27 protein-coding genes are annotated in these 25,632 nt (G+C 69.9%); 11 read left to right on the top strand and 16 right to left on the bottom strand.

The annotated features are described in order from the left end of the window. Positions 1–84: 84 nt before the first annotated feature. Entirely contained in the window at positions 85–1,395 is a 1,311-nt protein-coding gene (locus tag ACIQM4_RS05850; RefSeq protein WP_401586594.1) for a helix-turn-helix domain-containing protein, read from the top strand. A gap of 382 nt (positions 1,396–1,777) precedes the next feature. Here ACIQM4_RS05850 and ACIQM4_RS05845 read toward each other — a convergent pair whose 3' ends face one another. The 8 genes from ACIQM4_RS05845 to ACIQM4_RS05810 all read right to left on the bottom strand — a co-directional run bounded on the left by ACIQM4_RS05845 (position 1,778) and on the right by ACIQM4_RS05810 (position 8,910). Then, the gene (locus ACIQM4_RS05845) at positions 1,778–2,230 is read right to left on the bottom strand and encodes a hypothetical protein (RefSeq protein ID WP_401586591.1); all 453 of its coding nucleotides are present in this window, start codon (positions 2,228–2,230) and stop codon (positions 1,778–1,780) included. Positions 2,231–2,281: 51 nt separating this feature from the next. After that, the gene (locus tag ACIQM4_RS05840; protein WP_401586588.1) at positions 2,282–2,713 is read right to left on the bottom strand and encodes a hypothetical protein; all 432 of its coding nucleotides are present in this window, start codon (positions 2,711–2,713) and stop codon (positions 2,282–2,284) included. 102 nt (positions 2,714–2,815) lie between these two features. Next, positions 2,816–3,238 (bottom strand): hypothetical protein, encoded by a 423-nt coding sequence (locus tag ACIQM4_RS05835; RefSeq protein WP_401586586.1) that lies wholly within the window; start codon positions 3,236–3,238, stop codon positions 2,816–2,818. A 256-nt stretch (positions 3,239–3,494) separates the two neighbouring features. After that, on the bottom strand, positions 3,495–4,034 hold the full coding sequence (locus tag ACIQM4_RS05830; RefSeq protein WP_401586583.1) for an NUDIX hydrolase: 540 nt from the start codon (positions 4,032–4,034) through the stop codon (positions 3,495–3,497). A gap of 450 nt (positions 4,035–4,484) precedes the next feature. Beyond that, on the bottom strand, positions 4,485–5,801 hold the full coding sequence (locus ACIQM4_RS05825; protein ID WP_401586580.1) for a relaxase/mobilization nuclease domain-containing protein: 1,317 nt from the start codon (positions 5,799–5,801) through the stop codon (positions 4,485–4,487). Continuing rightward, positions 5,798–6,481, bottom strand: a complete 684-nt coding sequence (locus tag ACIQM4_RS05820; RefSeq protein ID WP_401586578.1) for a plasmid mobilization protein — start codon at positions 6,479–6,481, stop codon at positions 5,798–5,800. The genes ACIQM4_RS05825 and ACIQM4_RS05820 overlap by 4 nt, the downstream gene beginning before the upstream one ends. 187 nt (positions 6,482–6,668) lie before the next feature. Further along, on the bottom strand, positions 6,669–7,790 hold the full coding sequence (locus tag ACIQM4_RS05815; RefSeq protein WP_401586575.1) for a DUF3631 domain-containing protein: 1,122 nt from the start codon (positions 7,788–7,790) through the stop codon (positions 6,669–6,671). A gap of 922 nt (positions 7,791–8,712) precedes the next feature. Next, positions 8,713–8,910, bottom strand: a complete 198-nt coding sequence (locus tag ACIQM4_RS05810) for a helix-turn-helix transcriptional regulator (protein ID WP_376497278.1) — start codon at positions 8,908–8,910, stop codon at positions 8,713–8,715. A 116-nt stretch (positions 8,911–9,026) separates the two neighbouring features. Here ACIQM4_RS05810 and ACIQM4_RS05805 point away from each other — a divergent pair, with 116 nt between their 5' ends. After that, positions 9,027–9,530, top strand: a complete 504-nt coding sequence (locus ACIQM4_RS05805; RefSeq protein WP_401586572.1) for a helix-turn-helix transcriptional regulator — start codon at positions 9,027–9,029, stop codon at positions 9,528–9,530. Positions 9,531–9,552: 22 nt separating this feature from the next. Further along, positions 9,553–10,707 (top strand): tyrosine-type recombinase/integrase, encoded by a 1,155-nt coding sequence (locus ACIQM4_RS05800; RefSeq protein WP_401586570.1) that lies wholly within the window; start codon positions 9,553–9,555, stop codon positions 10,705–10,707. Positions 10,708–10,714: 7 nt separating this feature from the next. Here the strand turns inward: ACIQM4_RS05800 and sodN are convergent, their stop codons facing one another. Continuing rightward, positions 10,715–11,110, bottom strand: a complete 396-nt coding sequence (sodN, locus tag ACIQM4_RS05795) for a superoxide dismutase, Ni (RefSeq protein WP_401586567.1) — start codon at positions 11,108–11,110, stop codon at positions 10,715–10,717. Between the two features lie 155 nt (positions 11,111–11,265). Here sodN and sodX point away from each other — a divergent pair, with 155 nt between their 5' ends. Next, a complete protein-coding gene (gene sodX, locus ACIQM4_RS05790) occupies positions 11,266–11,778 on the top strand; it encodes a nickel-type superoxide dismutase maturation protease (protein WP_401586564.1) in 513 nt (170 codons plus the stop codon). Here sodX and ACIQM4_RS05785 read toward each other — a convergent pair. Further along, positions 11,682–12,311 carry a CGNR zinc finger domain-containing protein gene (locus tag ACIQM4_RS05785; RefSeq protein WP_401586561.1) on the bottom strand — a complete coding sequence of 210 codons (630 nt, stop codon included), beginning with the start codon at positions 12,309–12,311 and terminating at the stop codon, positions 11,682–11,684. The genes sodX and ACIQM4_RS05785 overlap by 97 nt on opposite strands. Positions 12,312–12,405: 94 nt before the next feature. On the opposite strand from ACIQM4_RS05785, the gene ACIQM4_RS05780 reads away from it, so the two are divergent. Then, the gene (locus tag ACIQM4_RS05780) at positions 12,406–13,179 is read left to right on the top strand and encodes a class I SAM-dependent methyltransferase (protein WP_401586558.1); all 774 of its coding nucleotides are present in this window, start codon (positions 12,406–12,408) and stop codon (positions 13,177–13,179) included. A gap of 106 nt (positions 13,180–13,285) precedes the next feature. On the opposite strand, the gene ACIQM4_RS05775 is transcribed toward ACIQM4_RS05780, so the two are convergent. The 3 genes from ACIQM4_RS05775 to ACIQM4_RS05765 all read right to left on the bottom strand — a co-directional run bounded on the left by ACIQM4_RS05775 (position 13,286) and on the right by ACIQM4_RS05765 (position 16,179). Beyond that, positions 13,286–14,047, bottom strand: a complete 762-nt coding sequence (locus ACIQM4_RS05775; protein ID WP_401586555.1) for an amino acid ABC transporter ATP-binding protein — start codon at positions 14,045–14,047, stop codon at positions 13,286–13,288. After that, positions 14,044–15,015 (bottom strand): amino acid ABC transporter permease, encoded by a 972-nt coding sequence (locus tag ACIQM4_RS05770; RefSeq protein ID WP_401586553.1) that lies wholly within the window; start codon positions 15,013–15,015, stop codon positions 14,044–14,046. The genes ACIQM4_RS05775 and ACIQM4_RS05770 overlap by 4 nt, the downstream gene beginning before the upstream one ends. A gap of 204 nt (positions 15,016–15,219) precedes the next feature. Beyond that, the gene (locus tag ACIQM4_RS05765) at positions 15,220–16,179 is read right to left on the bottom strand and encodes an ABC transporter substrate-binding protein (protein ID WP_401586550.1); all 960 of its coding nucleotides are present in this window, start codon (positions 16,177–16,179) and stop codon (positions 15,220–15,222) included. 628 nt (positions 16,180–16,807) lie between these two features. Here ACIQM4_RS05765 and ACIQM4_RS05760 point away from each other — a divergent pair. The 5 genes from ACIQM4_RS05760 to ACIQM4_RS05740 all read left to right on the top strand — a co-directional run bounded on the left by ACIQM4_RS05760 (position 16,808) and on the right by ACIQM4_RS05740 (position 21,729). After that, on the top strand, positions 16,808–18,013 hold the full coding sequence (locus ACIQM4_RS05760) for an NADP-dependent malic enzyme (protein ID WP_401586548.1): 1,206 nt from the start codon (positions 16,808–16,810) through the stop codon (positions 18,011–18,013). Positions 18,014–18,265: 252 nt separating this feature from the next. Continuing rightward, positions 18,266–19,231, top strand: coding sequence for a zinc-binding dehydrogenase (locus tag ACIQM4_RS05755; RefSeq protein ID WP_401586545.1), 966 nt, complete (start codon positions 18,266–18,268; stop codon positions 19,229–19,231). A gap of 64 nt (positions 19,232–19,295) precedes the next feature. After that, positions 19,296–20,834, top strand: a complete 1,539-nt coding sequence (locus ACIQM4_RS05750) for a cellulase family glycosylhydrolase (protein WP_401586543.1) — start codon at positions 19,296–19,298, stop codon at positions 20,832–20,834. Positions 20,835–20,923: 89 nt separating this feature from the next. Further along, the gene (locus ACIQM4_RS05745) at positions 20,924–21,133 is read left to right on the top strand and encodes a helix-turn-helix domain-containing protein (protein WP_401586540.1); all 210 of its coding nucleotides are present in this window, start codon (positions 20,924–20,926) and stop codon (positions 21,131–21,133) included. Further along, positions 21,133–21,729: a Clp protease N-terminal domain-containing protein gene (locus ACIQM4_RS05740; protein WP_401588111.1), complete on the top strand. Its 597-nt coding sequence runs from the start codon at positions 21,133–21,135 to the stop codon at positions 21,727–21,729. Before ACIQM4_RS05745 ends, ACIQM4_RS05740 begins: the two co-directional genes overlap by 1 nt. 106 nt (positions 21,730–21,835) lie before the next feature. Here ACIQM4_RS05740 and ACIQM4_RS05735 read toward each other — a convergent pair whose 3' ends face one another. Both ACIQM4_RS05735 and ACIQM4_RS05730 read right to left on the bottom strand, forming a co-directional pair. Next, complete coding sequence (locus ACIQM4_RS05735; protein WP_401586538.1) at positions 21,836–22,978, bottom strand: helix-turn-helix transcriptional regulator; 1,143 nt, start codon at positions 22,976–22,978, stop codon at positions 21,836–21,838. Position 22,979: 1 nt separating this feature from the next. Next, positions 22,980–24,020, bottom strand: coding sequence for a DUF4097 family beta strand repeat-containing protein (locus tag ACIQM4_RS05730; protein ID WP_401586536.1), 1,041 nt, complete (start codon positions 24,018–24,020; stop codon positions 22,980–22,982). A 241-nt stretch (positions 24,021–24,261) separates the two neighbouring features. Between ACIQM4_RS05730 and ACIQM4_RS05725 the strand changes: the two genes are divergently transcribed. Continuing rightward, positions 24,262–25,116, top strand: a complete 855-nt coding sequence (locus ACIQM4_RS05725) for a hypothetical protein (RefSeq protein ID WP_401586534.1) — start codon at positions 24,262–24,264, stop codon at positions 25,114–25,116. A gap of 78 nt (positions 25,117–25,194) precedes the next feature. Here the strand turns inward: ACIQM4_RS05725 and ACIQM4_RS05720 are convergent, their stop codons facing one another. After that, complete coding sequence (locus ACIQM4_RS05720; RefSeq protein ID WP_030190019.1) at positions 25,195–25,380, bottom strand: DUF6104 family protein; 186 nt, start codon at positions 25,378–25,380, stop codon at positions 25,195–25,197. Between the last annotated feature and the right edge of the window lie 252 nt (positions 25,381–25,632).

Here is a 25,632-nt window from a genome sequence, read left to right as displayed (position 1 = left end):
GCCACCGTGATTACCCAACGTGGGTAATCTCTTCAAGAGTTGGTCCCACACCAGTCCGCCCGTAAGGGCGAGTGAGGGGGGCGAGTGCCGCGTCTACCGGTCCACCAGGCCCTGCCACCCGAGCTTCTGGCGAGTGCGGAATGGCAGGACGCCTGCCGCCGCCGTGACTTCGCCCGCGTATTCCGGCTCGTCAAGGTCAAGGCTGGGATCTACCCCTCGCGGATCGCCAGCTTGTGTGGCATGACGCCCAGCAGAGTCGGCGAAATCATGGCCGGGCGGCGCTCTCTGGCCCATATCGATGTGATCGAGCGGGTCGCCGACGGCCTTCGTATCCCCGGCGCGATGCTGGGCCTCGCCCACCGGTCCTGGGAGATTCCGGCCCCGGCGCGTGCTGAGGTGTGGGGGCCCGAGCCCGTTCACTCCGTACCGGAAGAGCCCCAGCCCGCCGAACCGGCTGAGGAATTGGACGACCTGCTCGCCCTGGTCGACGGCCGGGCCACCCACTCCACCCTCACCGCCCTGCGCTCCTCGGTCGAGGACTACTGGCGACGTGACAACGCACACGGCGGGGCGACCCTGCGGCCCGCTGTCGTCGGGTACCTGCGTTACGTCAGCCGTCTCCTGGACTCCGCCGAGGGCGGACTGCGCGACGACCTGCAAACGGTTGCGGCGGAACTGGCTCGTCTCTCCGGCTGGGCGTACTTCGACGCCCGCCAGTACAGCACCGCCCGCACCTACTTCACCCAGGCACTGAAGCTGGCCCACGCACAAGGTGACCGCCTCTTCATGGCGAACGTGCTGTCGTGCATGAGTCTGCTGGCCACCTACGACGGCAACCCGAACGACGCCGTCACCCTCGCCTGCCACGCCCAGGACGCCGCCCGCGCCGCAGGCGACCAGCCCCTCGTCATGTCGATGCTGCACCTGCGAGAAGCCTTCGCTCACGCCACCCTGCGCGATGTCCACGCCTGCCACCAGGCGGTGGACCTGTCCCGCGAAGAGTACGAGCAATCACGCGGGCGGGAAGCCGAAGCCCCTTCCTGGATCCGCTACTTCGACGAGACGAAGCTCCTCGTCGACACCGGGATCGCCTACGCCCGCCTCGGCGAAGCAGCTCGCGCCGAACCCCTCATCGCCGAGGGGCTGCGCCGCGAGAACGCCGACCAGCAGCGGGGACGAGCCTTCCACGCTTACTGGCTGGCCAGCACCCAGCTTCAGCAGGGCAAACTCGACCAGGCGTGCCTGAGCGCCGGCCTCGCGCTCGACCTCACCACGGCCATCGACTCGCCGCGTGTGAGCGGCCACGTCCAGGAACTGCACCGCCGCATGCTGCCACACGCCCGCGAGGCCCCCGTCCTCGCCTTCGAGCAGCGTATGCGCGACGCCTTCGGCTGACCCTCTTCGTGGTTTGGTTGAAGTCTCCTTCTGATTACCGGATCTGGTCTTGTTGTCGGGTCATGTTTGGTCGGCGGCTTCGCCGAGGGAGCCGGTGTTGGTGTGGATGTGCCGAGGGTGGGCCGACGGGCACTCGGGCCTCGCTCGTGCGTTGAACGCCTTCACGGATGGAATCCGCTGCGTGTCCACCCTGCTTGTTGCGGACCAGCTGCTCGTCCACTCCTCATGCGAGGGGCCACTCGGCAAGCTCCCGGCATACGGCTGGGACCCGCAGGCCACCGTGGGTGGCCAAGGCGTCTCGTTGGAGGTCGATGACCGTAGCCCGACGCGCTGCGTCGTCCACTCAATCGCGCAGGAGTGGAGACCTGCGGTCACCTCAAGCTCACCGCAACATGTCTGACCAGGTCGGGCGGCGCCCGGTCTGAGCCTCAAGCGAATTCCTTGCGCCGAGGAAGACGAGGAAGACTGTCCCAGCGAGCCACAGCACCATGACCTCAATTCGGGGAGCCTCAAGAAACCGCGTGAACCAGACATGCGCGATGGCTGCTCCAGCCCAGAGGAGCATAAGAAGCAGGTACCACCATCTACGTCGGCGCGCCCTGAGGGCTCTGTGGGTACGGCTCGCTACTTCCGCCTGTGCTGCTTGTGCTGCCATATCCTCAGCGTTCGCTCGGGCCGCCTCCCTGGCCAACAGCCTCTGGTAGATAGCCAGATCCTCCGGTGGCAACCCTTGCGGTGGCGGGTTGAAAACAATCCGACCAATTTCCCCTGCCTGGACAACTGGCCCATGAGCATCACCACTGAACTCATTGTGTACGGATCGCTTCTCGCTCATGCCTCGGAAGATACGCCAGCACCATTAGGCGCCGCACGGACACTGCGTGTATCAGTCACCGCGCATGGCCATCCCAGCGCCACCGAGGAAGAGGACTACGGCTACCACCCCGACGACCACGCCGGTAGCTGCCCAGTCGCGGGTAACGAGGCCCAGGTAAATAAAGCCCGGAACGGCCAGCCCAAGCACCAGGAGCCCGCAACCCTTGATCGCCTTGTTGTCGTCCGCCCTCAGCTGCTGTCGGGCACGCTCGGCCGCTTCTCGCCGTTGCCGCTTCCCCCTGGTGCTGTTCTTCTTCCGCTTCGCTCTCCTGACGCCTTCGGCTTGCTTCGGGGCGCCGTCGAACGGGGGCGGTGCGGACGTGGGGCCATGGAAGTGAACATCTCCATAGACATTGCCGAACTGCCCCGATGTTCCGTAGACGTTCCCGCTCATGTCATTCTCGACGTGCTGCCGGTCGAAGTCGTCCTGCGATGCCTCCATAGCCAGAAAGTTATGCTAACTGCCGCCACCTGGGGCAGGCTTGCCGCAGGAATCTCCCTGATGAGGCAGCTCTCCGATGGCGGTTCATGACGGGCCAGCGGGCTAGCCGAAGGTGATCGGTCCAGTGTTGCCCGCTTGGATCACTGGGCCGAGCTGGACGCCTCCGCTGATCGCGTTATGGACGTTAGTAACCTGTCGCGTCTCCCACCCGGGTGCCAAACTATCAAGTACGGATCGCAGTTGAGCCGCCTCGGCAGGGTTAGCACGCAGGATGCGCTTGAGCTGCGTACGCCACTCTGCCTCAAGGTCCGCGATAGCTGCCTCGTCGCCAGTCTCGACCGCCATCGCCAACTCTCGGCGCGAGTTCTCTAGCTCTCCCTCGATCGCTGCTTCCTCACCGCGGCGATTACGCGCGAAGAACGCAACGAGGCGGTTACGTGCTCCAGCCCATGAGTCCGCCGCCATCTGTTGTACAAGCGTTGTCGCTCCCGATGCAGCGAGCGCCATCAACTCTGCCTCCATCATGCCCCTTTCGCGAAACCCGAGGGTACGACCGTACTCGCCTGGGACGCACCCTCGCAGCGCGAACCGGGCTGATGGGGGACACTCACGCAGCACACTGTCCCCGGCTGCTGAGCATTCGCTATGGATCGATGAGCCTGTCAGAGCCCACAAGTCGCCGTCCACCATCCACGGTCGGATGGTCGCCCCCCGGAACAGCCGAATTGCGACATCGGCCACGGCCGACTAGCACCCCCGAGCAAGATCGCGTTACGAGCTCTTAGGCCCCTGAGGCCGTCTCGTCCAGCAGTAGATACAGCAGGCCGACCAGGCTGCCGCTGCTGACCACCTCGCGGCGGTCGATCATGCCCCGGATCTCCGAGATGGGGATCCATTCGATGCGGTCGGACTCGTTCAGCTCGGTGGGCGGGCCGGTGTAGGAGGCGGCGTCTGCGCGGAACACGTAGTGCTCGGAGTCGGTGATGCCGTTCGCGGGCTGGGCGTACACCAGTGGCTTGACCCCTTCCACCCGCCAACCGGTCTCCTCCTCGACCTCACGGGCGGCGGCCTGCTCGGGAGTCTCGTCGGCCTCGATGAGGCCCATCGGGAGCTCCCAGCCCCAGGTGTCGGTGATGAAGCGGTGGCGCCACATCATCAGGACGCGCTTCCGATCGTCAACCACGGCTGCCACGGCCAGGTGCCGCATCCGCACGACGTGGTGCTCCCACCGCCGGCCGTCGGGCTGCTGCACGTCCACGAGCCACAGGTTGACCCACGGGTTGCTGTAGATCTGCCGCTCGCCATGGACGGTCCACTGCATGTGCCCAACTCCCTTTTCCGGTGAGGACTCCAGCATGTCACCGTGACGAGAATCCGTCCGTCTGCTCGGGACATCATCGTTAGAGGCGGCGTGAGGAAAGGACTCCGGGGTTGCTGGTTACCGGCGTTGGAGTGGCTGTCCGGTTCCGTGTGGTGGTCAGTGTGCTGGCTGCTGATGCTGCGGCCTTTCGGCGGCCTGGTGCGCTGTCGATCCGCCAGATCAGGACCTGGGCGGGGAGCTCGGCGGTGTCGAGTTCGCGTCCCTCGGCGGCTTCGGCCAATAGCTCGGATGGAGGACGGCCGCCGGTCTCCGCTCGGCGCAGGACGGTGGTCAGGGCTGGCCAGGCCGGATCGGTCAGGATGCGGTCGGCGTGGGTGGGGAGGACATTGCGCAGGGCGGCTTCGTAGCGGGTGACCGTTTCGGTGGGTGGGGTGCGGTGGGCCAGTCCGGTCAGGACGGGGGCGGCCTGTTGCTGGTAGGCGGTGCGTAGGTGGGTGAGGGCCTGGTGGGCGGCGGCTGCCTGTTGTTGGTGGCCGCGCTGCTCGTGCCAGCGGGCGGAGGCGTGGGCCAGGTGGATGGCGGCAAAGAGGACGGCGATGACGAAGCCCACCGCGTCGTGGGTGCCGTAGAGGAGTTCCTGTCCGGCCTTGCGCAGGGCGTGGCCGGCCTGGTGGTCGGCGCGGATCGCGGAGCGGTTGGCGTGGTTGAACGCGACTGCTGCGGCGTGCAGTTCGGTGCGGGTAGGGCGGGGCGCATACAGGGTTGCGGTGTGGAGGAAGTCGGCGAAGGCGGCGATCTCGCCCTGCGCTTGGTGTGCGTCGGCGTTTGGGCCGGTGAGGCTGGCGTGTGCGGTACGGAGGGTGCGTTCGGCCTGGCGCCACGGTGGGCCGGTGGGTTCGTGAGTGGGGCGGTCGGGTGGGCGGCGAAGCGTTCGCGCAGGCGGTGGATGGACAGGTCGGGGGAGAGTTTCGAGCCGCCGAACTTCACCGGCTGACCGGCTGCGGTGTCGCCGGGGGCCGACAGGCTGTAGCCGATCACCTCGCCGGACTCGGGGCCGATGCGGGTGTGGACCGTGATGCCCAGGTCAGTCAGGATCGCGAAGTAGTCGTCCTCGTTGCGGGATGCTGCGGCGGCGGTATGGGCTTGCTCGCGCAGCCAGGCGCGGGCGGTCACCGTACGGCCCTGGCGTTCGGCCTTAGCGCGCTCTGCGCCGGTTGGTGTCTTGGGCGCGGTGCCGTCCCCTTGGTTGAGCTGGCGCAGGCCCAGCTCCTTCTCGATCTTGCGGCATTCGGCTTGGGCGCGTTTTCCGTCCCGGTTGCTGCGGGGGCGGCGGCCGTCAGCGCGGACGCTGGTGGCGATGATGTGGATGTGGTCTTTGGCATGGCGCACCGCGACCCACCGGCATGCCTGCTCGTCGCCCTCCGGGGCGATGCCGGCGGCGGCCACGATGCGGCGGGCGACCTCGGCCCATTCAGCGTCGCTGAGGTGGCGGTCGGTGGGCGCCGTCCGAACCGGACAGTGCCAGACGTGGTTTGCGGGCTTGGCTCCGCGCTCGCGGGTGGCCAGGGTGACGTACTGGTCGAGGCGCTTGGCGAGCTGGGTGACCGTGGCGGTCGGGTCGTGGCCGGGGTCGGGGGCACCGGCCATGTCCCAGGCCGCGACCAGGTGGGGGTCGAGGTGTTCGTCGCGGCGGCCGGGGCCGAAGGCGTAGGCGAGCAGGCCGCGGGTGTCGTTGCCGGTGGAGATGTCGGGGACCACGCGCCTCACGCCCCCAGGACGTGGCCGGCCACGGTGTAGTCGTACCGGACGGCCTGCTCGACGGCGGCCAAGACGTGTTCGGTGCGTGCTGGGATCTCGCCCCGGTTGATGGCGGCGGTGATCTGATTGAGGTTCCGGCCGATGCGGTCCAGCGCCTGGGTGTGGGTTTCGATGGCGTGCAGGAGCTGACGGTGGGGATCGTCCTCCGGGCCTGACTGCCCGCCTGTGTGGCCGAGCGCGGCGCTCAGGGCGGCGTCTCCGACGAATCCCGCGAAGCGCTTCCCGCAGGCCGCCGCAGCGGCCGTGATCGCCTCGGCGGCCGAGGGCGTGAAGCGGACCTTCTTTTCCACGGTCCGCTTCTCCTTGGTGCGGCGTCGGTTCATCGCGAGCGGGAGCGGCGGAGCGTCGAGCTCACGCCAGACGGGCTGCTCGGTCGGCGACGGCTGGTCGGCGGAAGGGGCGGGCGTCGGCGGAGCTTCCTCGGCGGTGCTGTCCTTGGACGTACCCACCTCCTTCTGCTCCGGCGCCCCCTGGCGCTGGAGCACCCCCGCCACCCCTGGGGCGGGGGCAAGCGCGGACGTAGCCCCGGAAGGGGCTCGTTCGCTCCAGCTTGCTGCTGATCGGTGGGCCAGGGCGAAGAGTCCCCTGCGGCGACGTGAGGGGGCGTTGTCGGTGTGCTCGTCGTGCACGGTGGTGGTGCTCCTGTGGCTTGGGGGCAGGGTTGCGAGACATCCGTCGCATCCGTCGCACGGCAGGTCAGGACAGGTACGGATGGAGGGCCAGGTACGGGGGAGTCCGTCCCGGCGAGGACATCCGTCCCCGCGCTGACCTGCGCGGGGACGGATGGGACGGTTCACTTGAATGAGGGTGTGGGAGTCAGCGAGCGCGCTTGGGGCCGGAGATTCCGCCCGGCGGACCTACGGGGAGCCTTCCCACCGGGGCGATGGGCGCGGCCCGGACCGGACGCGCGGGTGCGGGCGGTACCTCGGAGGGCTCCGGGCAGTAGCGGTCCCACGCATCCACGAACCTGTTGCGGAGGTAGCCCTTGGCCTGCTTGCCGTTCTCCGGGCGGAAGTTGGCCGGGGTGATGCCGAAGTCCCGCAGCAGGCCGGACAGGAGGTGGGCGTTGAGCCCGCTCTTGCCGTACTCGGGCCACGGGGACTCGGCGTCCGTGATGAGGGCCGCGAGCAGATCGTGCGTACGCAGGGCCTCGGGATCGCCGTGCTCGGCGAAGATGCGTCGGATGTCGCGCAGCAGTCGCGTCTTGAGCGTGGTCTCCTCGTCCTGGCCGGCCTGGTGCTTGGTCATGGCCAGGCAGGCGGCGCGGGCCTGCGCGGGCCAGTCCCCACCGGCTAGGTCGGCGACGATGATCAGGGGTTCCCAGGTGTCTGCGGGACGGTCCTCGACGGGCATGGGCGGTATGAGCCGTGAGGCGGCGTCGAGGAGCGGGACCAGCCAGCTGCTCAACGTGTCTCGTAGCGCGTTCAGTTCGGGTACGGAGTGGCGCGAGCGGAACTGCGCTATCTTCTCGCCGTCCTTGCGCTTCTTCATGCGGACCACGATGGACCGGTCCATGATCGTGTCCGGCAGGTCGCCGATTCCCGCCAGAGCGGCCACGGCGAAGGTGGGGAACGCGGTCGGCTTGTGCTCGGGGCCTGAGACCCGCCAGGCGGGCCGGTTCCGCTGGTGTCCGGCGTTCAGCAGACCGCGCAGGTCCTCCTTCTCGCCGGCCTTCGGACCGAAGATGGTGTCGGCCTCGTCCACCAGCAGGGTCGGCGGATTCTCGCCGATGATGCGGAAGATCACCGCCGGTGAGGTGTTCACCGTCATCATCGGCTGGTGCACGGTCTCGTGGAGCACGTCCAGGAGGCGGGACTTGCCGCACCCCTTGGTCGGGCCCACGACCGCCAGTCGGGGTGCGTGCTGCAGCGCGGGCTGGAGGTGGGTCGCCGCCACCCACAGCGTGACGGCGGTCAGCACCTCCGGGCTCGGCAGCACTACGTACCGGCCGATCGTCGTGCGCAGTTCGGTCAGAAGGTCCGCGCCCTGGTTGTCGGTCGGGTGGTCCGCGTGGTCGGTCCGGCCTCCGTCGTTGGTCCGGTCCGCGTGGACGGTCCGGTCCGCGTGGTCCGCGTGGCCGTCCGGTCCGCCTGGTCCGTCGGGCCTTCGTGGTTGGTCCGGCGCTCGTGGTCCGGCCCGTTCCCGGCGACGGTCCGGTCCGCATGGTCCGTCCGGCCTCCACGGTCCGTACGGTCCCCGATGTCGGTCCGGCGGTCCGCGAGGTCCGTCCGGTCCCCGCGATCGGTCCGGTCCCCGTAGCCGGACGGTCCCCGTGCGGGTTGGCGACCAGTCGCACGGTCCCGTCCCGAAGGAGCCGTCCCGTCAGACGGGTCCCGCAGCACAGTGTCCGGGGGACCGACATTCGCGGTCCCCTGGGGTTCCGTGGGGACCGCATCGCGGACACCGGTCCCTGCGCCGTTGACCTGCGTGTTTCCCGGTCCGGTGGGTGATGGTTCCGGGACTCCAGCTATCCGGGGGACAGGTTCGGGGTGGGGACGGTCCCCGGCCCCCGCTCGCGATCCCCGGTCCCCGACGGATTCGTTCAGGGGACCGGTCCCGTCCTGGGGACGGTCCCCGTGTTCGGTGTGGGTCTGATCCTTGTCCCTACTAGGGACAGCCCCTTGCCCGGGGACCGCCACGGGAGGCCAGAGGGCCTTGGGTCGGTCCCCGTCGGCCGCCGCACCAGAAGTGCGGGGAGTCGTAGAGTCGTTCATGCATGTCCTCACTGGTGGAGCAGGCTGGTTCAGAGCCTGCTCCACCGGATTGATCGTTCAGATACGGGCGATGTGTTGATGCACCTTCGGTCCTCGGCGTTGGCTCGCCGGGGGCCGTCGCTGTGTTGGGGGTTGCGGCCGACGACTCATGCGGCCATGCCCCACTCGCCCTGGCCCTGGGCGAGTGCCTGCTCGTACCGCAGCAGCTCGGCCTCGCGGTAGAGCACGCGCTTGCCGACCTTGATGCCGCGCGGTCCCTTCCCGATCTGCCGCCAGTAGCGGACCGTGCTCTCGGCTGTGCGGTAGCGCTCCGCGACCTCGGCGGTGGTCAGGTAGTCGGTCATGCGTTTTCCCATTCGGCTAGGCGTCTATCCAGTAAGGGAAGTTGTAGCCGGCGATCGCCGGTTAACCAAATCGGGAAGCCTGTGTTTCAATTGGGATAGCGACGATGGGAGACGTGATGGCAGACGACAACGTGGGCGGTGCGGAGGTGCCGCTTCTCTATAGCGAGGGAAACGTCGCCGAGCGTGTGGCGCTGGAGCGCGAAGTGCGGGGGTGGAGTACGACCGAGCTGGCCGACAGAGTGACCAAGGCCGGCGTGAAGATGAACCAGACGGCGGTCTGGCGCATCGAGCACGGCGAACCCCGCCGCCGCATCAACCTCGACGAGGCCCTCGCCTTCGCCAGGGTCTTCGAGCTCCCCCTCGAAGAGCTCATGTCCCCGCCGCTTGAAGGCATCGACATGGACGGGCGGCGTCTCGTCCAAGAGGCCGTCGAGGCGTTCTACGAGTCCCGCGACGCCCAGGACCGCCTCCACCACGCCGTAGCCGCCACGGCCGAGCACATCCGGGCCCATCCGGAGAGCTCGCGGGCCATCCACGAGCAGTGCCTCCGCCTCATGGGTGAAGAGCGCGACGCCCGCGCTCTCACCGAGTACATCAACGGCGGCGGCTACTACTTCTGAACCAACTTGAAGGAGAACCGACTTGGCCAACATCCAGAAGCGCGACAACGGCAAGTGGCGTGCCCGCTACCGCGACCTCGACGGTAAGGAGCATGCCCGCCACTTCGACCGCAAGGTCGATGCCCAGCGTTGGATCGACGAGGTCACTGCTTCGCTCGTCACCGGCCAATACGTCGATCCTCGCGCGGGACGCGTGACATTCGAGACGTACGCGAAGCGCTGGGAGGATTCACTCATCGCAGGTGAGGCCCGCGAGCGCATCACCGACAACGCGCTCCGGCTCCACCTCATACCGGCCCTTGGTGCGCGGACCATGGCGGCGATACGCCGCAACGACGTGCAGGTCCTGTTCAAGGCGCTGTCCGGGCAGCTCTCGTCCGGCAGTGTGCGCAACGTCTACGACGTACTCGTACGGCTGATGACGGCAGCCGTCGACGACAAGGTGATATCCGAAACGCCCTGTCGCAAGATCACCCTTCCTCCGCTGGCGGACGAGGAGATCACTCCGCCCACCGTCGCGCAGGTGGCGGCGATGGTCGAGACGATCCCGCCGTACATCCGCGCAGCCATCGTCGTCCTCGCCGGATCGGGCTTGCGCATAGGGGAGTTGCTGGGGCTGAAGGTCTCGGACGTGGACTTCAAGCTCGGCACGATCCGCATCGAGCGGCAGCGGCTTCAGTCCGGTCTGATCGGGCCGCCGAAGACCAGCAAATCGCGGCGCACGGTCCCGGTCGGCGAGGTCGTCACTGACGCGCTGCTCGCGCATCTCGCCGCACGGCCCTCGAAGGAGTGGCTGTTCACGATGGAGGAGGGGGAGCCGCTCAACTACCGACGGTGGAAGACGGAGTGGAACTGCGCCCGCAGGGCGCTCCAGGCGGTGGAGAGGGAAGCGGCCGAGCGCGAGGGCCGCAAGCCCGTCGAGCTGCCGCACATGGTGACTCACGACCTGCGGCACTTCTACGCCTCCGCGCTCATCGCGGGCGGGGCGAGCGTCAAGCAGGTCCAGATGGTCCTCGGCCACGCGTCCGCCGTCATCACGCTGCGGATCTACGCGCACCTGTGGCCGGGCGAAGAAGACCGCACCCGGTCCGTGATGGACACCGTTCTCGGCGGCCTGCGGACCGGGTGCGGACAGGTAGGCGTTGTGACCAGCGAAACCGCAGGTCAGACGGCCTAACCGTAGATCAGGCCTTCTTCGTCTCCCAGAAGATCCGGTCGACCTCGGCGATGAGCTCAAGAGCCTTCTCGCCGGTCTTCGGGTCCGTCGAACCCTTCGCGGCCGAGAGGGCCTTGAGGGTGTCGTTGACCAGCTGGTGCAGCTGCGGGTACTTCTCGAAGTGCGGGGGCTTGAAGTAGTCGCTCCACAGCACCGAGACGTGGTGCTTGGCGAGCTCCGCGCGCTGCTCCTTGATGACGATGGCGCGCGCCTGGAAGTGCGCGTCGTCGTTGGCCTGCATCTTTTCCTGGACGGCCTTGACCGACTCGGCCTCGATGCGGGCCTGGGCGGGGTCGTAGACACCGCACGGGAGGTCGCAGTGGGCGCTGACCTTCACCTTGGGGGCGAACAGGCGGGAGAGCATGTGAATCGCATCCTTCCTCGTGATCGTCTTCTCAAGGGTGGAGATTACTCCGTGGACAGCGCCTTTTCGCGAGTGCCCCCGGGGGCTTACGTCAAAAGTCCGGGGTGAGTATGGGACCTGGGGCGCTGCAGGATCGGAACCGGGAGGTGCCGCGGATGACCGAGTACGGGCGCGAGACGGAGCGGGAGAGGGAGAGGGAGCGGGAGCAGGAGAGAGCGCGGGAGACGGAGCGGGGGAGGATGCGGGAGGGCGGGGCGCAGCGGTCCCTGCTGCCGTTCGGGCTTGCCGAGGTCGGCGGGCCCTCCATGGTGCCGACGCTCCGCCACCGCGACCAGGTGGTCGTCCACTGGGGCGCCGAGGTCCGGCCGGGTGACGTGGCGGTGCTGCGGCACCCGTTGCAGCAGGACCTGTTGGTGGTGAAGCGGGTGGCGGAGCGCAGGGACGGCGGGTGGTGGGTGCTCGGGGACAACCGGGACGAGGGGATGTCCGACTCCCGCACCTTCGGCGCCGTGCCGCCCGCCCTGGTGCTCGGGCGGGTGCGTGCGCGGTACCGGCCGCTCAGGGCCGGGCGTCAGCGCTCCGTGGGAGCGGTCGCCTCCTGGCTGCTCTCGGCGGTGCGGCCGGTGCTGGCGGACCGTTCCGTCTCCAGGCGCTTGCGGGCTCGGTAGGCGGCCACGTTGGCGCGGGTCGCGCACCGGTCCGAGCAGTAGCGCCGGGAGCGGTTGGTGGACGTGTCGAGATAGGCGTTGCGGCACGGCGCGGCCTGGCACAGGCCGAGGCGGCCGGGGCCGTACTCGGTGACGTGGAAGGCCAGCCCCATGGAGGCGGTCGCCGCGTACCCCGCAGTCACGTTCGACGGGTGTTCAGCGAGGTGCATGTGCCAGTCCGGCCTGCCGTCGCTCTTGCGGGTCTCGTGGCCGGAGATCTGCGGGCTCACCGGGAATTCGAGCAGCAGGGAGTTGAGCAGGTCGACGGCGAGGGTCTCGTCGCCCGTGTCGGCCGCCTCGAAGATCGCACGGAGGCGGGCCCGTACCGAGCGGAAGCGGGTGACGTCCGCGTCGGTCGCCCGGCGGGCCGCCTGCTGGCTGCCGCCGAACAGGTCACGCACCGCGTCCACCGAGGTCAGCGAGTCCTTGTTGCGGGCCGGCTCCTCGCTGTTCACCAGGCGTACGGCGTAGTCCGCGTAATAGGCCAGTTCCACTTGTAGTCCTTACAGGGGCGGTCTAGTCTCGGTGCGAGCATCTGTCGTAATGGGCGGTTCTTGGTCGAGAGTATTACGGATTGGGTGGTTTCCCGTGACGGTGACTGGTTCGGGTGCCGGTGGTGGTACGGACTGGGAAGGCTGGCAGCGCAGCTGGGACCGGCAGCAGGAGTGGTACATGCCCGACCGCGAGGAGCGGCTGCGGGTCATGCTCGACATGGTGGAGGCGGTCGTCGGGCCCGAGCCGCGGGTACTCGATCTCGCGTGCGGTACGGGAAGTATCACGGGCAGGCTACTGGCGCGGTTCCCCGGGGCGACGAGTACCGGCGTCGATCTGGACCCGGCGCTGCTCGCGATCGCCAGAGGGACGTTCGAGGGCGACGGCCGGGCGGAGTTCGTGACCGCGGACCTGATGGACCCGGGGTGGCGGAGCAAGCTCCCGTACGAGAGCTATGACGCGGTACTGACCGCCACCGCCCTGCACTGGCTGAAGCTGGGCCCGCTCGGCACGCTGTACGGACAGCTCGGCGAACTGGTGCGTACCGGCGGGGTGTTCATGAACGCGGACCGGATGAAGGATCCCACGACCCCCCGGATCAACGCCGCCGAACGGGCCGCGCGGCACGCGCTGATGGAACGCAGCAAGGGCGGTGAGGTCCGGGACTGGGCCGGCTGGTGGGAACTGGCCGCCGCCGCGCCGGAGTTGGCGGCGCCGACAGCCGAACGCTTCGCGATCTTCGGCGAGCACGCGGACGGCGAGACCCCGTCCCTGGAGTGGCACGCGGCGACCCTTCGCGCGGCCGGGTTCGCGGAGGCGCGCGCGGTGTGGTCCTCCCCATCGGACGCGTTGGTGCTCGCGGTCAAGTAGGCGAGTAGAGCAAACAGTCAAGTAGGCAAGTAGGGCAAAGGGTAGGGGCGGTACGGGGAGCTCTCCCCGTACCGCCCCTACCGGCGTACCGCCCTTGCCGTTACAGCTACAGCACCTTGGACAGGAACGACTTCGTCCTGTCGTGCTGCGGGTTGGTCAGGACGTCCCGTGGGTGGCCGGTTTCCACGACCACGCCCTCGTCCATGAAGACCAGCGAGTCGCCGACCTCCCTCGCGAACCCCATCTCGTGCGTCACGACGATCATCGTCATGCCGTCCTCGGCGAGCCCGCGCATCACGTCGAGCACGTCGCCGACCAGTTCCGGGTCGAGCGCCGACGTCGGCTCGTCGAAGAGCATCAGCTTGGGTTCCATGGCCAGCGCCCGCGCGATCGCCACGCGTTGCTGCTGGCCGCCGGAGAGCTGGGCCGGGTAGTTGCCCGCCTTGTCGGCGAGGCCCACCCGGTCGAGCAGCTTCCGGGCCCGCTCCCGCGCGGTCGCCTTGGACTCGCCCTTGACCTGTACGGGCGCCTCCATGACGTTCTCCAGCGCCGTCATGTGCGGGAACAGGTTGAAGCGCTGGAAGACCATGCCGATGTCACGGCGCTGGCGGGCGACCTCGCTGTCCTTCAGCTCGTACAGCTTGTCGCCCTTCTGCCGGTAGCCGACCAGCTGGCCGTCGACCGAGAGCCGGCCCGCGTTGACCTTCTCCAGGTGGTTGATGCACCGCAGGAAGGTCGACTTGCCGGACCCCGAGGGGCCGACGAGGCAGAACACCTCGCCCGTGGCCACCTCCAGGTTGATGCCCTTGAGGACCTCTACGTGACCGAAGGACTTGCGTACGCCCTCGGCCTTCACCATGGCGCTCATCGCATGCTCCTACTGCCGCTGATGTTCAGCACGTTCGCCTTGATCTTCTGCCACGGGGTGTCCGGCAGCGAGCGCAGCGAGCCGCGCGCGTACCGCCGCTCCAGGTAGAACTGGAAGACGCTGAACACGCTGGTCATCACCAGGTACCAGAGTGCCGCGACGAAGAGCATCTCCATCACCGCGTACGACGTCGAACCGATCGCCGACGTCGAGCGCAGCAGCTCGTTGTACGTCACGGCGTACACCAGCGCCGAGGTCTTCAGCATGTTGATGAACTCGTTGCCGGTCGGCGGCACGATCACCCGCATCGCCTGCGGGATCACGACCCGCCGCAGCGTCTTGCCCTGGCTCATGCCGAGCGCCTGCGAGGCCTCGGTCTGGCCCTCGTCGACGGCCAGCAGACCTGCCCGGCAGATCTCCGCCATGTACGCGGCCTCGTTGAGTCCCAGGCCCAGCAGGGCGCACAGGAACGGGGTCATCACGTCCGTCATCTCGTCCTTGTAGAGCGGACCGAGATTGAGGACGGGGAAGATCAGCGCCAGGTTGAACCACAGCAGCAGCTGGAGGTAGACCGGGGTGCCGCGGAAGAACCAGATGTACAGCCAGGCGACGCCGCTGGTCACCGGGTTCTTCGAGAGCCGCATCACGGCCAGCACGATGCCCAGCACCACGCCCATCACCATGGCGAGCACGCTGATCAGCAGGGTGCGGCCGGCGCCCGCGACGACGGTGTCGTCGAAGATCTTGTCGGGGATGGCGCTCCACTGGATCTCGCCCTGCGAGAACGAGTACCCGAGCAGGAGCAGCAGCGCGATCACGATCACGCCGCTGACCCAGCGCCCGTAGTGGCGTACGGGGATGGCCTTGACGGCCTCGGCGGGGCCGGACGGCGGGGTCGCCGTCGTCGACGCCGACGACTGCCCTGCGGGAGGTGTGTCCGCGGGCTCCTTGCTCAACTTCTCAGTCATGACGACTGCCCTTCGGTGATGCTCAAGTGGTTCGCCGGTGGTGCCGGGGGCGCGGAGGGTGCCGGGGCGCGGAGGGTGCCCTGGTCCGGTCGCCCGTGGTGCCGGGGGCGGCGGAAGCGCCCTGGTCCGGCGCTCCGGGGGCCGGGGCCGGCGAGGGCGCCCCGGTGCGGTCACCCGTGGGGCCGGGGGCTGCTGCCGGTCCCGTTACTTGCCGCTGTTGATCGCGGCGGCGTCGATCGCGCCGGTCGCGGCGCCCCACTTGTCCAGCACCTTCTTGTACGAGCCGTCCTTGATGATGGCGTCGAGGGCTTCCTTGAGGGCGTCCCGCAGCTTGGTGTTCTTCTTGTCGACCGCGATGCCGAACGGGCCCGCCTCGTACTGCTCGCCGACGATCTCGAAGGTCTTGCCACCGCCGGCCTTGCGGACCAGGTCCACCGCGACCGGGTAGTCGTTGACACCGGCCGCCGCGCCGCCTGCCCGCACCCGGGTCTGCGCCTCGGTGTCGTTCTCGAACGACTCGATCTTGATGGCCGGCTTGCCGCCGTCGGTGCACGCCTTGGAGGCGGTCTTCAGCGCCGCCTCGTACGTGGTGCCCTGCTGGACGGCCGCACCCTTGCCGCAGAGGTCCTCGATGGACTTGATGCCCTGCGGGTTGCCCTTCTTGACGTACACGGCGGTGCCGGCCACGAAGTAGTCCACGAAGTCGACGCCCTGGCCGAGCTTCTTGCCCTTGTCGTCCAGGCCCTCCTGGCGCGCCTTGGTGTCCGTGATGGAGGACATCGCCAGGTCGTAGCGGCCGGCATTGACACCCGTGACCAGGGTGTCGAACTTGGCGTCGGTGAACTTCACCTTGACGCCCAGCTTCTCGCCCAGCGCGGCGGCGATGTCCGGGTCCACACCGACGATCTGGCCGCCCTCCTTGGACTCCATCGGGGCGTACTCGGCGTTGGTGCCGATCTCCAGGGTGCCCTTCTTCTGGATCGCCTCGGGGAGCTTGGCGAACAGCGCGTTGCCGCCGCTCTCCTTGGCCTTGTCTGCGCCGCCGTCCGCGGCGCCGGTCTGGTCGCCGCAGCCGGTGAGGACCAGGGCCCCGGCGACCGCGAGCGCACCGACCGCGGCTATCCGGGAACGGGCGGCGGCGCGGCGGGGGGTGGGAGCGGTCATGGGGGTCCTCCGGCAGATGCAGGTGTACGTCCGTGTCCCGGTGGTCCGGGCGCCCGGGTGTCCGGGCAGGTCGCGGTGATCGAGCACGCGGCTCTGAGTGGCACGACCGGACACGACCAGGTGTGATGTCGGCATCTTGCCATTCGGACCTGGTCATTAAGGGTGCCGGTCATGTCAAAATCAGATAACGGGTGATCCCCGTACCCCAACAGGCCGGTAGATCACGGCCGGACCTTCTGCGGAAAAGCCGACACCCGGCCGGAGAAACTCCGGCAAGTCTCGCGATGCGGACACAAATTGGGTCGCAGAACCGGACAAGTCCTGGACTTCTGCGGAACTTGTCCGACATCGCCCCATGAGTCGCCGCAACTCCACCGGAACTCTGCCCGCAATCGGCCACCGCTGCGACACGGACTCGTCGCCGGTGCGTCCGGTCCGGTAAGAAGGATCCTTACACCCCTCATCCGGGGCCCAGGGCGCGTGTGCGGCGCGCCCGCGCGCACGTACCTCTCCCCCTGCCGGGACGGGTCATCCCGTCCGGCGCAGGGCACGTGCGCGGACCCGCCCACCCCTCCTCAACCAGGAGTGGCCACCCTCAACTGATGAAGACTTAAGGGGTCAACAGACAATGGCAGCGGAGATCGTCAATCCCGAAACCGGTACGGGCGCGGGGCTGGATGAGCCCTTCGACCCGGCCTTCGCGCTCCACCGGGGCGGCAAGATGGCCGTGCAGGCCACTGTGCCGATCCGCGACAGGGACGACCTGTCCCTGGCGTACACGCCGGGCGTCGCCAAGGTGTGCAGCGCCATCGCCGAGCAGCCGGACCTGGTCAACGACTACACCTGGAAGTCGAACGTCGTCGCCGTCGTCACCGACGGCACGGCGGTCCTCGGCCTCGGTGACATCGGTCCGGAAGCCTCCCTCCCCGTGATGGAGGGCAAGGCAATCCTCTTCAAGCAGTTCGGCGGCGTCGACGCGGTGCCGATCGCGCTCGCGACCACGAACACCGAAGAGATCATCGAGACGGTCGTCCGTCTCGCCCCGTCCTTCGGCGGGGTCAACCTGGAAGACATCTCGGCCCCGCGCTGCTTCGAGATCGAGCGCCGGCTCCAGGAAGCCCTGGACATTCCGGTCTTCCACGACGACCAGCACGGCACCGCCGTGGTGACCCTGGCGGCCCTGCGCAACGCGGCCCGGCTGACCGGCCGGTCGCTGGGCGAGCTGCGCGCGGTCATCTCGGGAGCGGGCGCGGCCGGTGTCGCCATCGCGAAGTTCCTCCTGGAGGCCGGTCTCGGTGACGTCGCGGTCGCCGACCGCAAGGGCATCGTGAGCAAGGACCGCGACGACCTGACGCCGGTCAAGCGCGAGCTGGCCGAGCTGACGAACAAGGCGGGACTCAGCGGCTCGCTGGAGTCCGCGCTGGCCGGCGCGGACGTCTTCATCGGCGTGTCCGGCGGTACGGTCCCGGAGCCCGCGGTGGCGTCCATGGCCCCCGGCGCGTTCGTCTTCGCCATGGCGAACCCGAACCCCGAGGTGCACCCCGACATCGCCCACAAGTACGCGGCGGTCGTCGCCACGGGCCGCTCGGACTACCCGAACCAGATCAACAACGTCCTGGCCTTCCCCGGCATCTTCGCGGGCGCCCTCCAGGTGCGCGCCACGCGCATCACCGAGGGCATGAAGATCGCCGCGGCGAACGCGCTGGCGGACGTCGTCGGTGAGGCCCTGGCCGCCGACTACGTCATCCCGTCGCCGTTCGACGAGCGGGTCGCCCCCGCGGTCACGGCGGCGGTCGCCGCCGCCGCCCGCGCCGAGGGTGTGGCGCGCCGCTGACCGCACGCCGAGCGGTGCATGCGTACGGGCCGCGCCCGTGTCCCCGGTGCGGGGGGCACGGGCGCGGCCCTTTTCGCGGTCGCGGCCCTTTTCGCGGTCGCGGCCCTTTTCGCGGTCGCGGTCCTTCTCGCGGTCGCGGCCCTTCTGTGTGCGTACCTGTGAACGGGCCCGGGGGCCCGGCGGCCCGGACGCGGTGCGAGTCACACCCCGGGGTGGTTCCGTCACCCGCCTCCGGCCGCCTATCGTCGGGCCATGTTCGCCGCATACGCAGCCCGCATCGACCGTGACCAGCCGCTGAACGGCCTTGCGCTGGGGGAGCGCCCGGAGCCCGAAGTGCGGCCCGGGTGGACCACCGTGACCGTGAAGGCGGCCTCCCTCAACCACCACGACCTGTGGTCGCTGCGCGGGGTCGGCATCGGCGACGAGGCGCTGCCGATGATCCTCGGCTGCGACGCGGCGGGCGTCGACGCGGACGGCAACGAGGTCGTGCTGCACTCGGTGATCGGTGAAAGCGGGCACGGCGTCGGGCCGTACGAGAAGCGGACCATCCTGACCGAGAAGTACCAGGGGACCTTCGCGGAACGCGTCACCGTGCCGGTGTGGAACGTACTGCCGAAGCCCAAGGAGCTCAGCTTCGAGGAGGCGGCCTGCCTGCCGACCGCGTGGCTGACCGCGTACCGGATGCTGTTCACCAACGCGGGCGTACGGCCGGGGGACTGCGTCCTCGTGCAGGGTGCGGGCGGTGGCGTCGCCACCGCCGCGATCGTCCTCGGCAAGGCGGCCGGACTGAGGATGTACGCCACCAGCCGGGACGAGGCTAAGCGCAAGCGGGCCGTCGAGCTGGGCGCGGTGGAGGCGTACGAGCCGGGGGCACGGCTGCCCGAGCGGGTCGACGCGGTGATCGAGACGGTGGGCGCCGCCACCTGGTCGCACTCGGTCAAGTCGCTGCGGCCCGGCGGGACCCTGGTGATCTCGGGTGCCACCAGCGGGCCCAGCCCCGCCTCTGCCGAGCTGAACCGGATCTTCTTCCTGGAGCTGAAGGTCGTCGGCTCGACGATGGGCTCCAAGGACGAGCTGACGGACCTGCTCGCCTTCTGCGCCGCCACCGGGGTGCGCCCGGTGATCGACGAGGTGCTGCCGCTGGAGCGGGCCAGGGAGGGCTTCGAGCGGATGGCGGGCGGGGACCTCTTCGGAAAGATTGTGCTCACCGGGTCTTGAGAGTGCGCGGGGGCGCTGTTTGGATCTCCGGCACCCGACCGGCGCCGGATCCGAGGAGTGCCCCATGCGCAGCACGTCGTACCGAACAGCCGTGGCCGGACTGGCCTGCGGGGCGCTGCTCGCGGGCGGGTGGCTCGAAGCCCCCGCGGTGCACGCGGCGCAGAAACCCGGCCCGGCCGTGCACGCGGCGCAGGTCCCAGCTCCCGCCGTGCACGCGGCGCAGGTCCCAGCTCCCGCCGTGCACGCGGCGCAGGTCCCAGCTCCTGCCGTGCGCACACCTGCTCCCGGCATCCCCCGGCTGACGGACGAGCACGGCCGCGTGCTCACCCTGCGCGGCTGGAACGTCGAGGACAAGGGCAACCGGGGCGAGAACGCCCTCACCGCCATCACCGAGAAGCACTTCCGCGACATGAGCGCGCAGGGCTTCAACTTCGCCCGTCTGCTGGTCTACTGGGACGACCTGGAGGCCACCCGTGGGCACTACAGCGGGCGGTACCTGCGCAAGATCGGCCGCATCCTGGACTGGGCGCACAAGTACGGGGTGAAGGTGCTGCTCGACGGGCACCAGGACGTCTTCGGGCCCGCCTTCGGCCACCGCGGCATCCCGGAGTGGGCGACCCGCACCGACGGGCTGCCGTTCACCCCGAACCCGGACGACTGGTTCTCCGAGTACTTCCAGCCCGCCGTGCAGCGCGCCTTCACGCACCTGTACGAGGACGAGGACCTGCGGCGCGCGCAGGCCGCCGTCTGGCGACTGCTGGCCGACCGGTTCGAGCACCATCCCGCGGTCCTCGGCTACGACTTCCTCAACGAGCCGATGGGCGAGCTGAAGGAGGGCGAGGACCTGCCCACGGCCGCCCGCCGAATCGAGCGTGACCACGTGACGCCGATGCACAACCGCCTTGTGGAGGCGGTGCGTTCGGTGGACCGGGACAGCTGGCTGTTCGTCGAACCGACCCCGATCGTGGGCGAGGGCGTGCCCACCGGTCTCGGCCGCATCAAGGACCCCAGGGGCAAGGTCGTCTACGCGCCGCACTTCTACAACACCGCGATGGAGGCGGGCGCCGACTACGACCCGGCGGACGGCTGGATCGAGCGCTACGAGGAAGCCGTCACTCGGTACCCGAAGCAGTACGGGGTGCCGGTCGTGGTCGGCGAATGGGGCCCGCTCAACAACTCCCTGCCGAACATGGGGACCTTCTACCGGGACGCGCTCGCGTCGATGGCGCGCTACAGCTCCGGCTGGGCGGGCTACGTGTGGTGCTACGGCGGCGGCTACTGCGCGGTGGACGAGGCGGGGAGGCTGCGGGGACACAAGCAGCAGACCGCCGCGCCGTACGCGGCCACCGTCGCGGGCCGGGTGCGCGAGGAGGCCTACCGCGACGGCTCCTACTCCCTTTCCTATCGGCCGAGTCGGTCCGGTGGCGCTCCGACGGTGCTCTCCGTCCCCCCGGGTCCACGCGGCTGGCGCGTGGAGGTGGCCGGCCGGGCGTGGAGCGACGCCCGGCAGGTGCCGGCCGGAAAGCCTGCCGCGGTCCGGGTGCACGCGGCCCCGGGCGCCGGGGTGACGGTGACGGTGACGGTGACGGTGCGACCGAGGTAGCCGGACCCGTACCCGAACCCAGTCCTGGTCCGGACCCGGATCGTCAATCGGGGTTGACGGCTGCGGCTCGTCAACGTAAATTGACGAACATGAGCGAAGCAACCGATCTCGCCGCGAGGGCGGGAGACCAGGACCCAAGGGTCGGACTGCGCGCGGTGGTCGCGCTGCGCCGGCTGCTGGAGCAGCTGGAGGCCGTACAGGTGCGGGGTGCTCGTCACCAGGGCTGGTCGTGGCAGGAGATCGCGGCCGAGCTGGGCGTCAGCAAGCAGGCCGTGCACAAGAAGCATGGGGGTCGATGATGTTCGAACGGTTCACCGAGAGCGCGCGCCGGACGGTGACCGGCGCGGTCGAGCAGGCCGAACGGCTCGACTCGCCGGAGATCACCGAGGAGCACCTGCTGCTCTCCCTGCTGGAGACGGCCGAGGGCCGCGCCCTCTTCGCCCTCACCGCACTCGGCGTCCGCGACCGCCGCGAGGAGGTCGCGCAGGCACTGGCGGCGGCTCGGCGCAGGGGAGGGCTGTCGAAGGCCGAGACGGACGCGCTGGCAGACCTCGGGATCGACGTGGACGCCATCGTGCGGAAGGTCGAGGAGACGCACGGCGAGGGGGCGATGGCCAACAGCCCGACCGGCGCCGGGGTACCCGACCTGGAGCCCGCTCGTTCCCGGGGCCGGCGCAGGCGGAAGCTGCTGGACCACCGGCCGTTCACGCCGGAGGCGAAGAAGGTGCTGGAGCAGTCGCTGAGGGTGGCACTGGGCCGCGGCGACAAGCACATCGGCGAGGAGCACCTGCTGCTGGCGCTGGCGGTGCGCCCCGGCGTCGTCTCGGAGGTGCTGACGGACTTCGGGGCGGGATACGGCGAGGTGGAGCGGGTGATGTACGGGGGAGCGGAGTGAGGCGAGGCGAGGCGAGGTGAGGTGAGGTGAGGTGAGGTGAGCGGGAGGTGAGCGGGCGTGGGTGGTGGGGCCGGGTGGGCCGGGCTCCTTCACCCACGCCCACGGCTCAGTTCTTCGGGGTACGCAGCAGGGCGTTGATGTGTGCTGCCGTCGTCGCCAGGCGGGCTCGGGCGTCCGCCAGTTGGGCGGACGTCACGCCGTGGTCGCGGGAGGCGTCCCGGATGTCGTCGCGGAAGCGGTCCAGGAGGCGGTCCAGGTCGCGGGCCGGGTCCGAGCCCGGCTTCGTGTCCTCGTAGGCCCAGTCGGGGAGAGCCGGCTCGGGGGTCTCGTCGCGTACGGCGTCCTCCCAGACGTCACCGGACGACGCGGCGGACGCGGACGCGGACGCGCGGCCTGAAGCCGAGGCGGGCGCGGGGCCTGAAGCCGAGGCGGGCGCGGGGCCCGACGCGGTCCCGTCCGCACGCTCCACCGTGATGTCCGGCGCTTCCTTCGGAGCCCCGGGGCCCTTGCCGAAGAGACCGAAGTCCTTGCCCCAGCTGCGGCTGATCTCCTTCTCGATCTCCGCGAGGCCGTCCCGTACCGCGGAGGGCCAGTCGCCGCGCGCCACGTGCTCGCGGACCTGCTCCTCCACCCGGCGTGCGGCGTGCTGCATCTGCTCGCGGGCGCGATCGGTGGTCTCCTTCGCCTGGCGGCGGGCCTCCTGAGCGTCCTCGCGGGCCCGGCGGCTCTCGTCCTTGGCGCGGCGGGCCTGCTCCTTCCACTCCTGGCGGGCCTTGCGCATCTCCTCCTTCGCGGTGCGCCAGGCCTCCTTGTCGCTCCAGGGGCCGCCCCACTCGCCCTTCGGCCCGTCGGTGCGGGACTCCTTCGAGTCGGCCGCCTGGGCGCGCATCTCGCGGCGTAGGTCGCCGGCCGCGCCGCGTACGTCGTCGCGGATCTCGGCGGCCAGCTCGGAGACCGACTCGCGGATCTCCATCTCCAGGTCGGCCAGCTCGCCGCCCCGGCCCGCCAGCTCCTCGCGGCCCGCCTCGGTGATCGAGTACACCTTGCGGCCGCCCTCGGTGGCGTGCGTGACGAGGCCCTCGGCCTCCAGCTTGGCCAGGCGCGGGTAGACCGTGCCGGCGGACGGCGCGTACAGCCCCTGGAAGCGCTCTTCGAGCAGGCGGATCACTTCGTAGCCGTGCCGCGGCGCCTCGTCCAGCAGCTTGAGGAGGTAGAGGCGGAGTCGGCCGTGGGCGAAGACGGGAGGCATGTCAGAGGACCTTTCCGGAAGGGGCGTCGGAGGCGGGCGGGGTGTCGGACGGGCCGCCGGACGGCGGGACGTCGGACGGCGGGGTGTCGGAGGGCGGGACGTCGGACGGCGAGGTGTCGGAGGGCGGGACGTCGGACGGCGGGGTGTCCGCCGGGCCGGCGGACGGCGCGGGCCCGGAAGGCCTGGCGTCCGCCGGGCCTTCCGGCGGGGCTTCCTCCTGCGCCGGGCGGCGCAGCAGCGCGATCGCGCCGGAGACGGTCGTCGCGTGCAGCTTGCCCGCCCCCGTGCCCAGCGTGCCCGTGATCTTCTTCTGCCCCCACTGGCCCGAGACCCGCAGGTCCTCGAACGCGTTGGAGAGCGAGCCGCTGGTGGTGTTCGCCTCCACCTTGGCGTCGGCGGGGTGCGGCAGCCGGATCGCGACCTCGCCGGTCACCGTCGTCAGGTCGATGTCCGTGGGACCGCTGCGCGCGGTGTCGACGTCGACGACCAGCGCGCCGTTCACCGTCTCCGCCCGCACGGCGGGACCCGCGCCGTCGACGACCGTCAGATCGCCGGTCACCGACTTGAAGTGCAGGGGGCCGGTGAGGGAGTGGGCCTCGACGTTGCCGGAGACCGTCTCCGCGTTCACCCGGCCGGACAGGCCGACCAGCGTCGCCTCGCCGTGAACGCCGCGTACCTCCGTGCGCCCGCGGATTCCCGTGACCACCGCGTTCGCCCCGACCACGCCCACGTCGACCTTCGTTCCGGCCGGGACGGTCAGGGTGACGGCCGCGCGGTACGTCCAGCTGCGCCGGTCGAGCATCTTCAGGAATCCGTGCCAGGGCAGGTCCTCGTACGACACGGTGAGCGTGCCGTCCTTGTGCGTGACGACCAGCGGGGGACCGTCCAGGTCGGTCACCTCCAGGCGGGCCGTCGGCTCCCCGTCCGAGAGTGCGTCCGTGCCGACGACATTGACGGTGCCGTTGACGACGCGCACGCTCAGCGCGGTCACAGGTGCGTCGAAGGTGAGTTTCCGCGGTTCGGTGACGGACCACTCGGTCATGGTGATTCCTTCCCCAGTAGCTAGGTGTGGATCTTCAGTAGCCAGGTGTGGATCTTCGTTGGTCTTCGCGGCGCGTCGCGGGCCGTCGCAGGTCTTCGCGGGCCGTTCCCGATGGACACAACATATCGCGTCTTCTCCTCAACACGATATATCGCGGTTGGGTGAAGTCAAGGTAAGGACGGTGTCCTGTGCGAGTCCCCAAGAGAGGTGACTCCTGGTGAATTGACCTAGCGTGGTGCCTATGTCGCACCCCGTGCCTCCGACGCCCTCGCCCGTGCGCCCCGCGCGTGACACCGGCGCCCTGCTGCTCTGCCGGGCCCCGGTCGACGACGTGCGCCCCGCGGCCCACCTGCTGCGCGAGCGGATGCTGCTCGCCCCGGCGGGCGACGGCTGGAGCGTGCTGGTCCCGGAGGGCAAACCCTGGCTGGTACGGGGGAGCGGGCACGAGCCCGTCGACCGGGTGCTCACCGGCTGGGCCACCGCCCTCGCCGTGGGCGCGAACTGGCCGGTGCTCGCCCTGTGGTGGGACCCGGAGCACGCCGGATACACCCTCGCCGCCGGATTCCGGCGGACCGTGGGGTACGAGTGGCTGACCGACGGCACCCCGGTCGGCGAGGACGAGGCGATGCGCACCTTCGCGGCGCGGCTGGCGCTCGACCCGGTGCACGACATGGAGCGGCTGGAGGAACTCGCGGGAGCGGACGGCGCCGCGGACGCCCGCGCCCGGCTGCTCGGACTGGTCGCACTGCTGCACCGGGCGGGACTCGAACTCGCGCCGGGCCTCACCCCCGGCGAGAGCGCCGACCGACTGCGGGAGGTGGCCAGGGCGGGGGCGGCGACGGAGGCCGTGGAGTGGGCGGGCTGGCGCGACGCGCTGCGCGCCGAGCTGGACGTGATGGACCACAGCCCGTTCGGCTCGTGGGTACGGGGGCCCAAGGCGCGGCTCGTGGGGGCGGCCCAACTCGGCCTCGGCGTACCGCTGCTGGCCTGGGGGTTGCGGCGGTCCGCGGCCGGCTGGGCGGTCGCGGGCGGCCTGCTGGTCACCCAGGGCGCGATGGGCCTGACGTACGACAGGATGCGCGCCCGCGGCAACTGACCGGGGCCCGCCTCCTCGCGGACGGGGTCGCTCCTCGTCCCCCCCCCGCGTGGTGGGGGGAGCTACTCCGCGCGGGGGCTACTCCTCGTCCTCGTCCTCGTCGTCCAGCCGGGCGAGCCAGGTCGCCAGCCGTTCCACCGGGACCTCGAAGTCCGGGTTGAGGTCCACGAACGTACGCAGCTGCTCGGCGAGCCACTCGAAGGTGACCTCCTCCTCGCCGCGCCGCTTCTCCAGCTCTTCGATGCCACGGTCGGTGAAGTACATGGGGCAAGAATAAAACGGACCGGCACGCTCCTCGGACCTGCCGCCGTGGCCGGGAACCGCCGCCGCGGCCGTCCTGATCTGCCGGGTTCCCGGGGCTGACGTGCAACCGGACGGGCCGGTAACCTCGTCGCAGTCTTTGCAACGGCCGGACATTGGCGGTCGAGGAGCGGACAAGGGCGGGCCGGGGACCGGCCGGACGGAGTGGGGACGGGGCGCGAGGGCCGGGGCGGGAGCGCCTCGGAGCACGGCAGC

It is taken from the genome of Streptomyces sp. NPDC091272, from assembly GCF_044757485.1.
GTDB lineage: Bacteria > Actinomycetota > Actinomycetes > Streptomycetales > Streptomycetaceae > Streptomyces.
The sequence above is the reverse complement of the archived record's forward strand: the minus strand, read 5'-3'. Positions and strand labels throughout refer to the sequence as shown.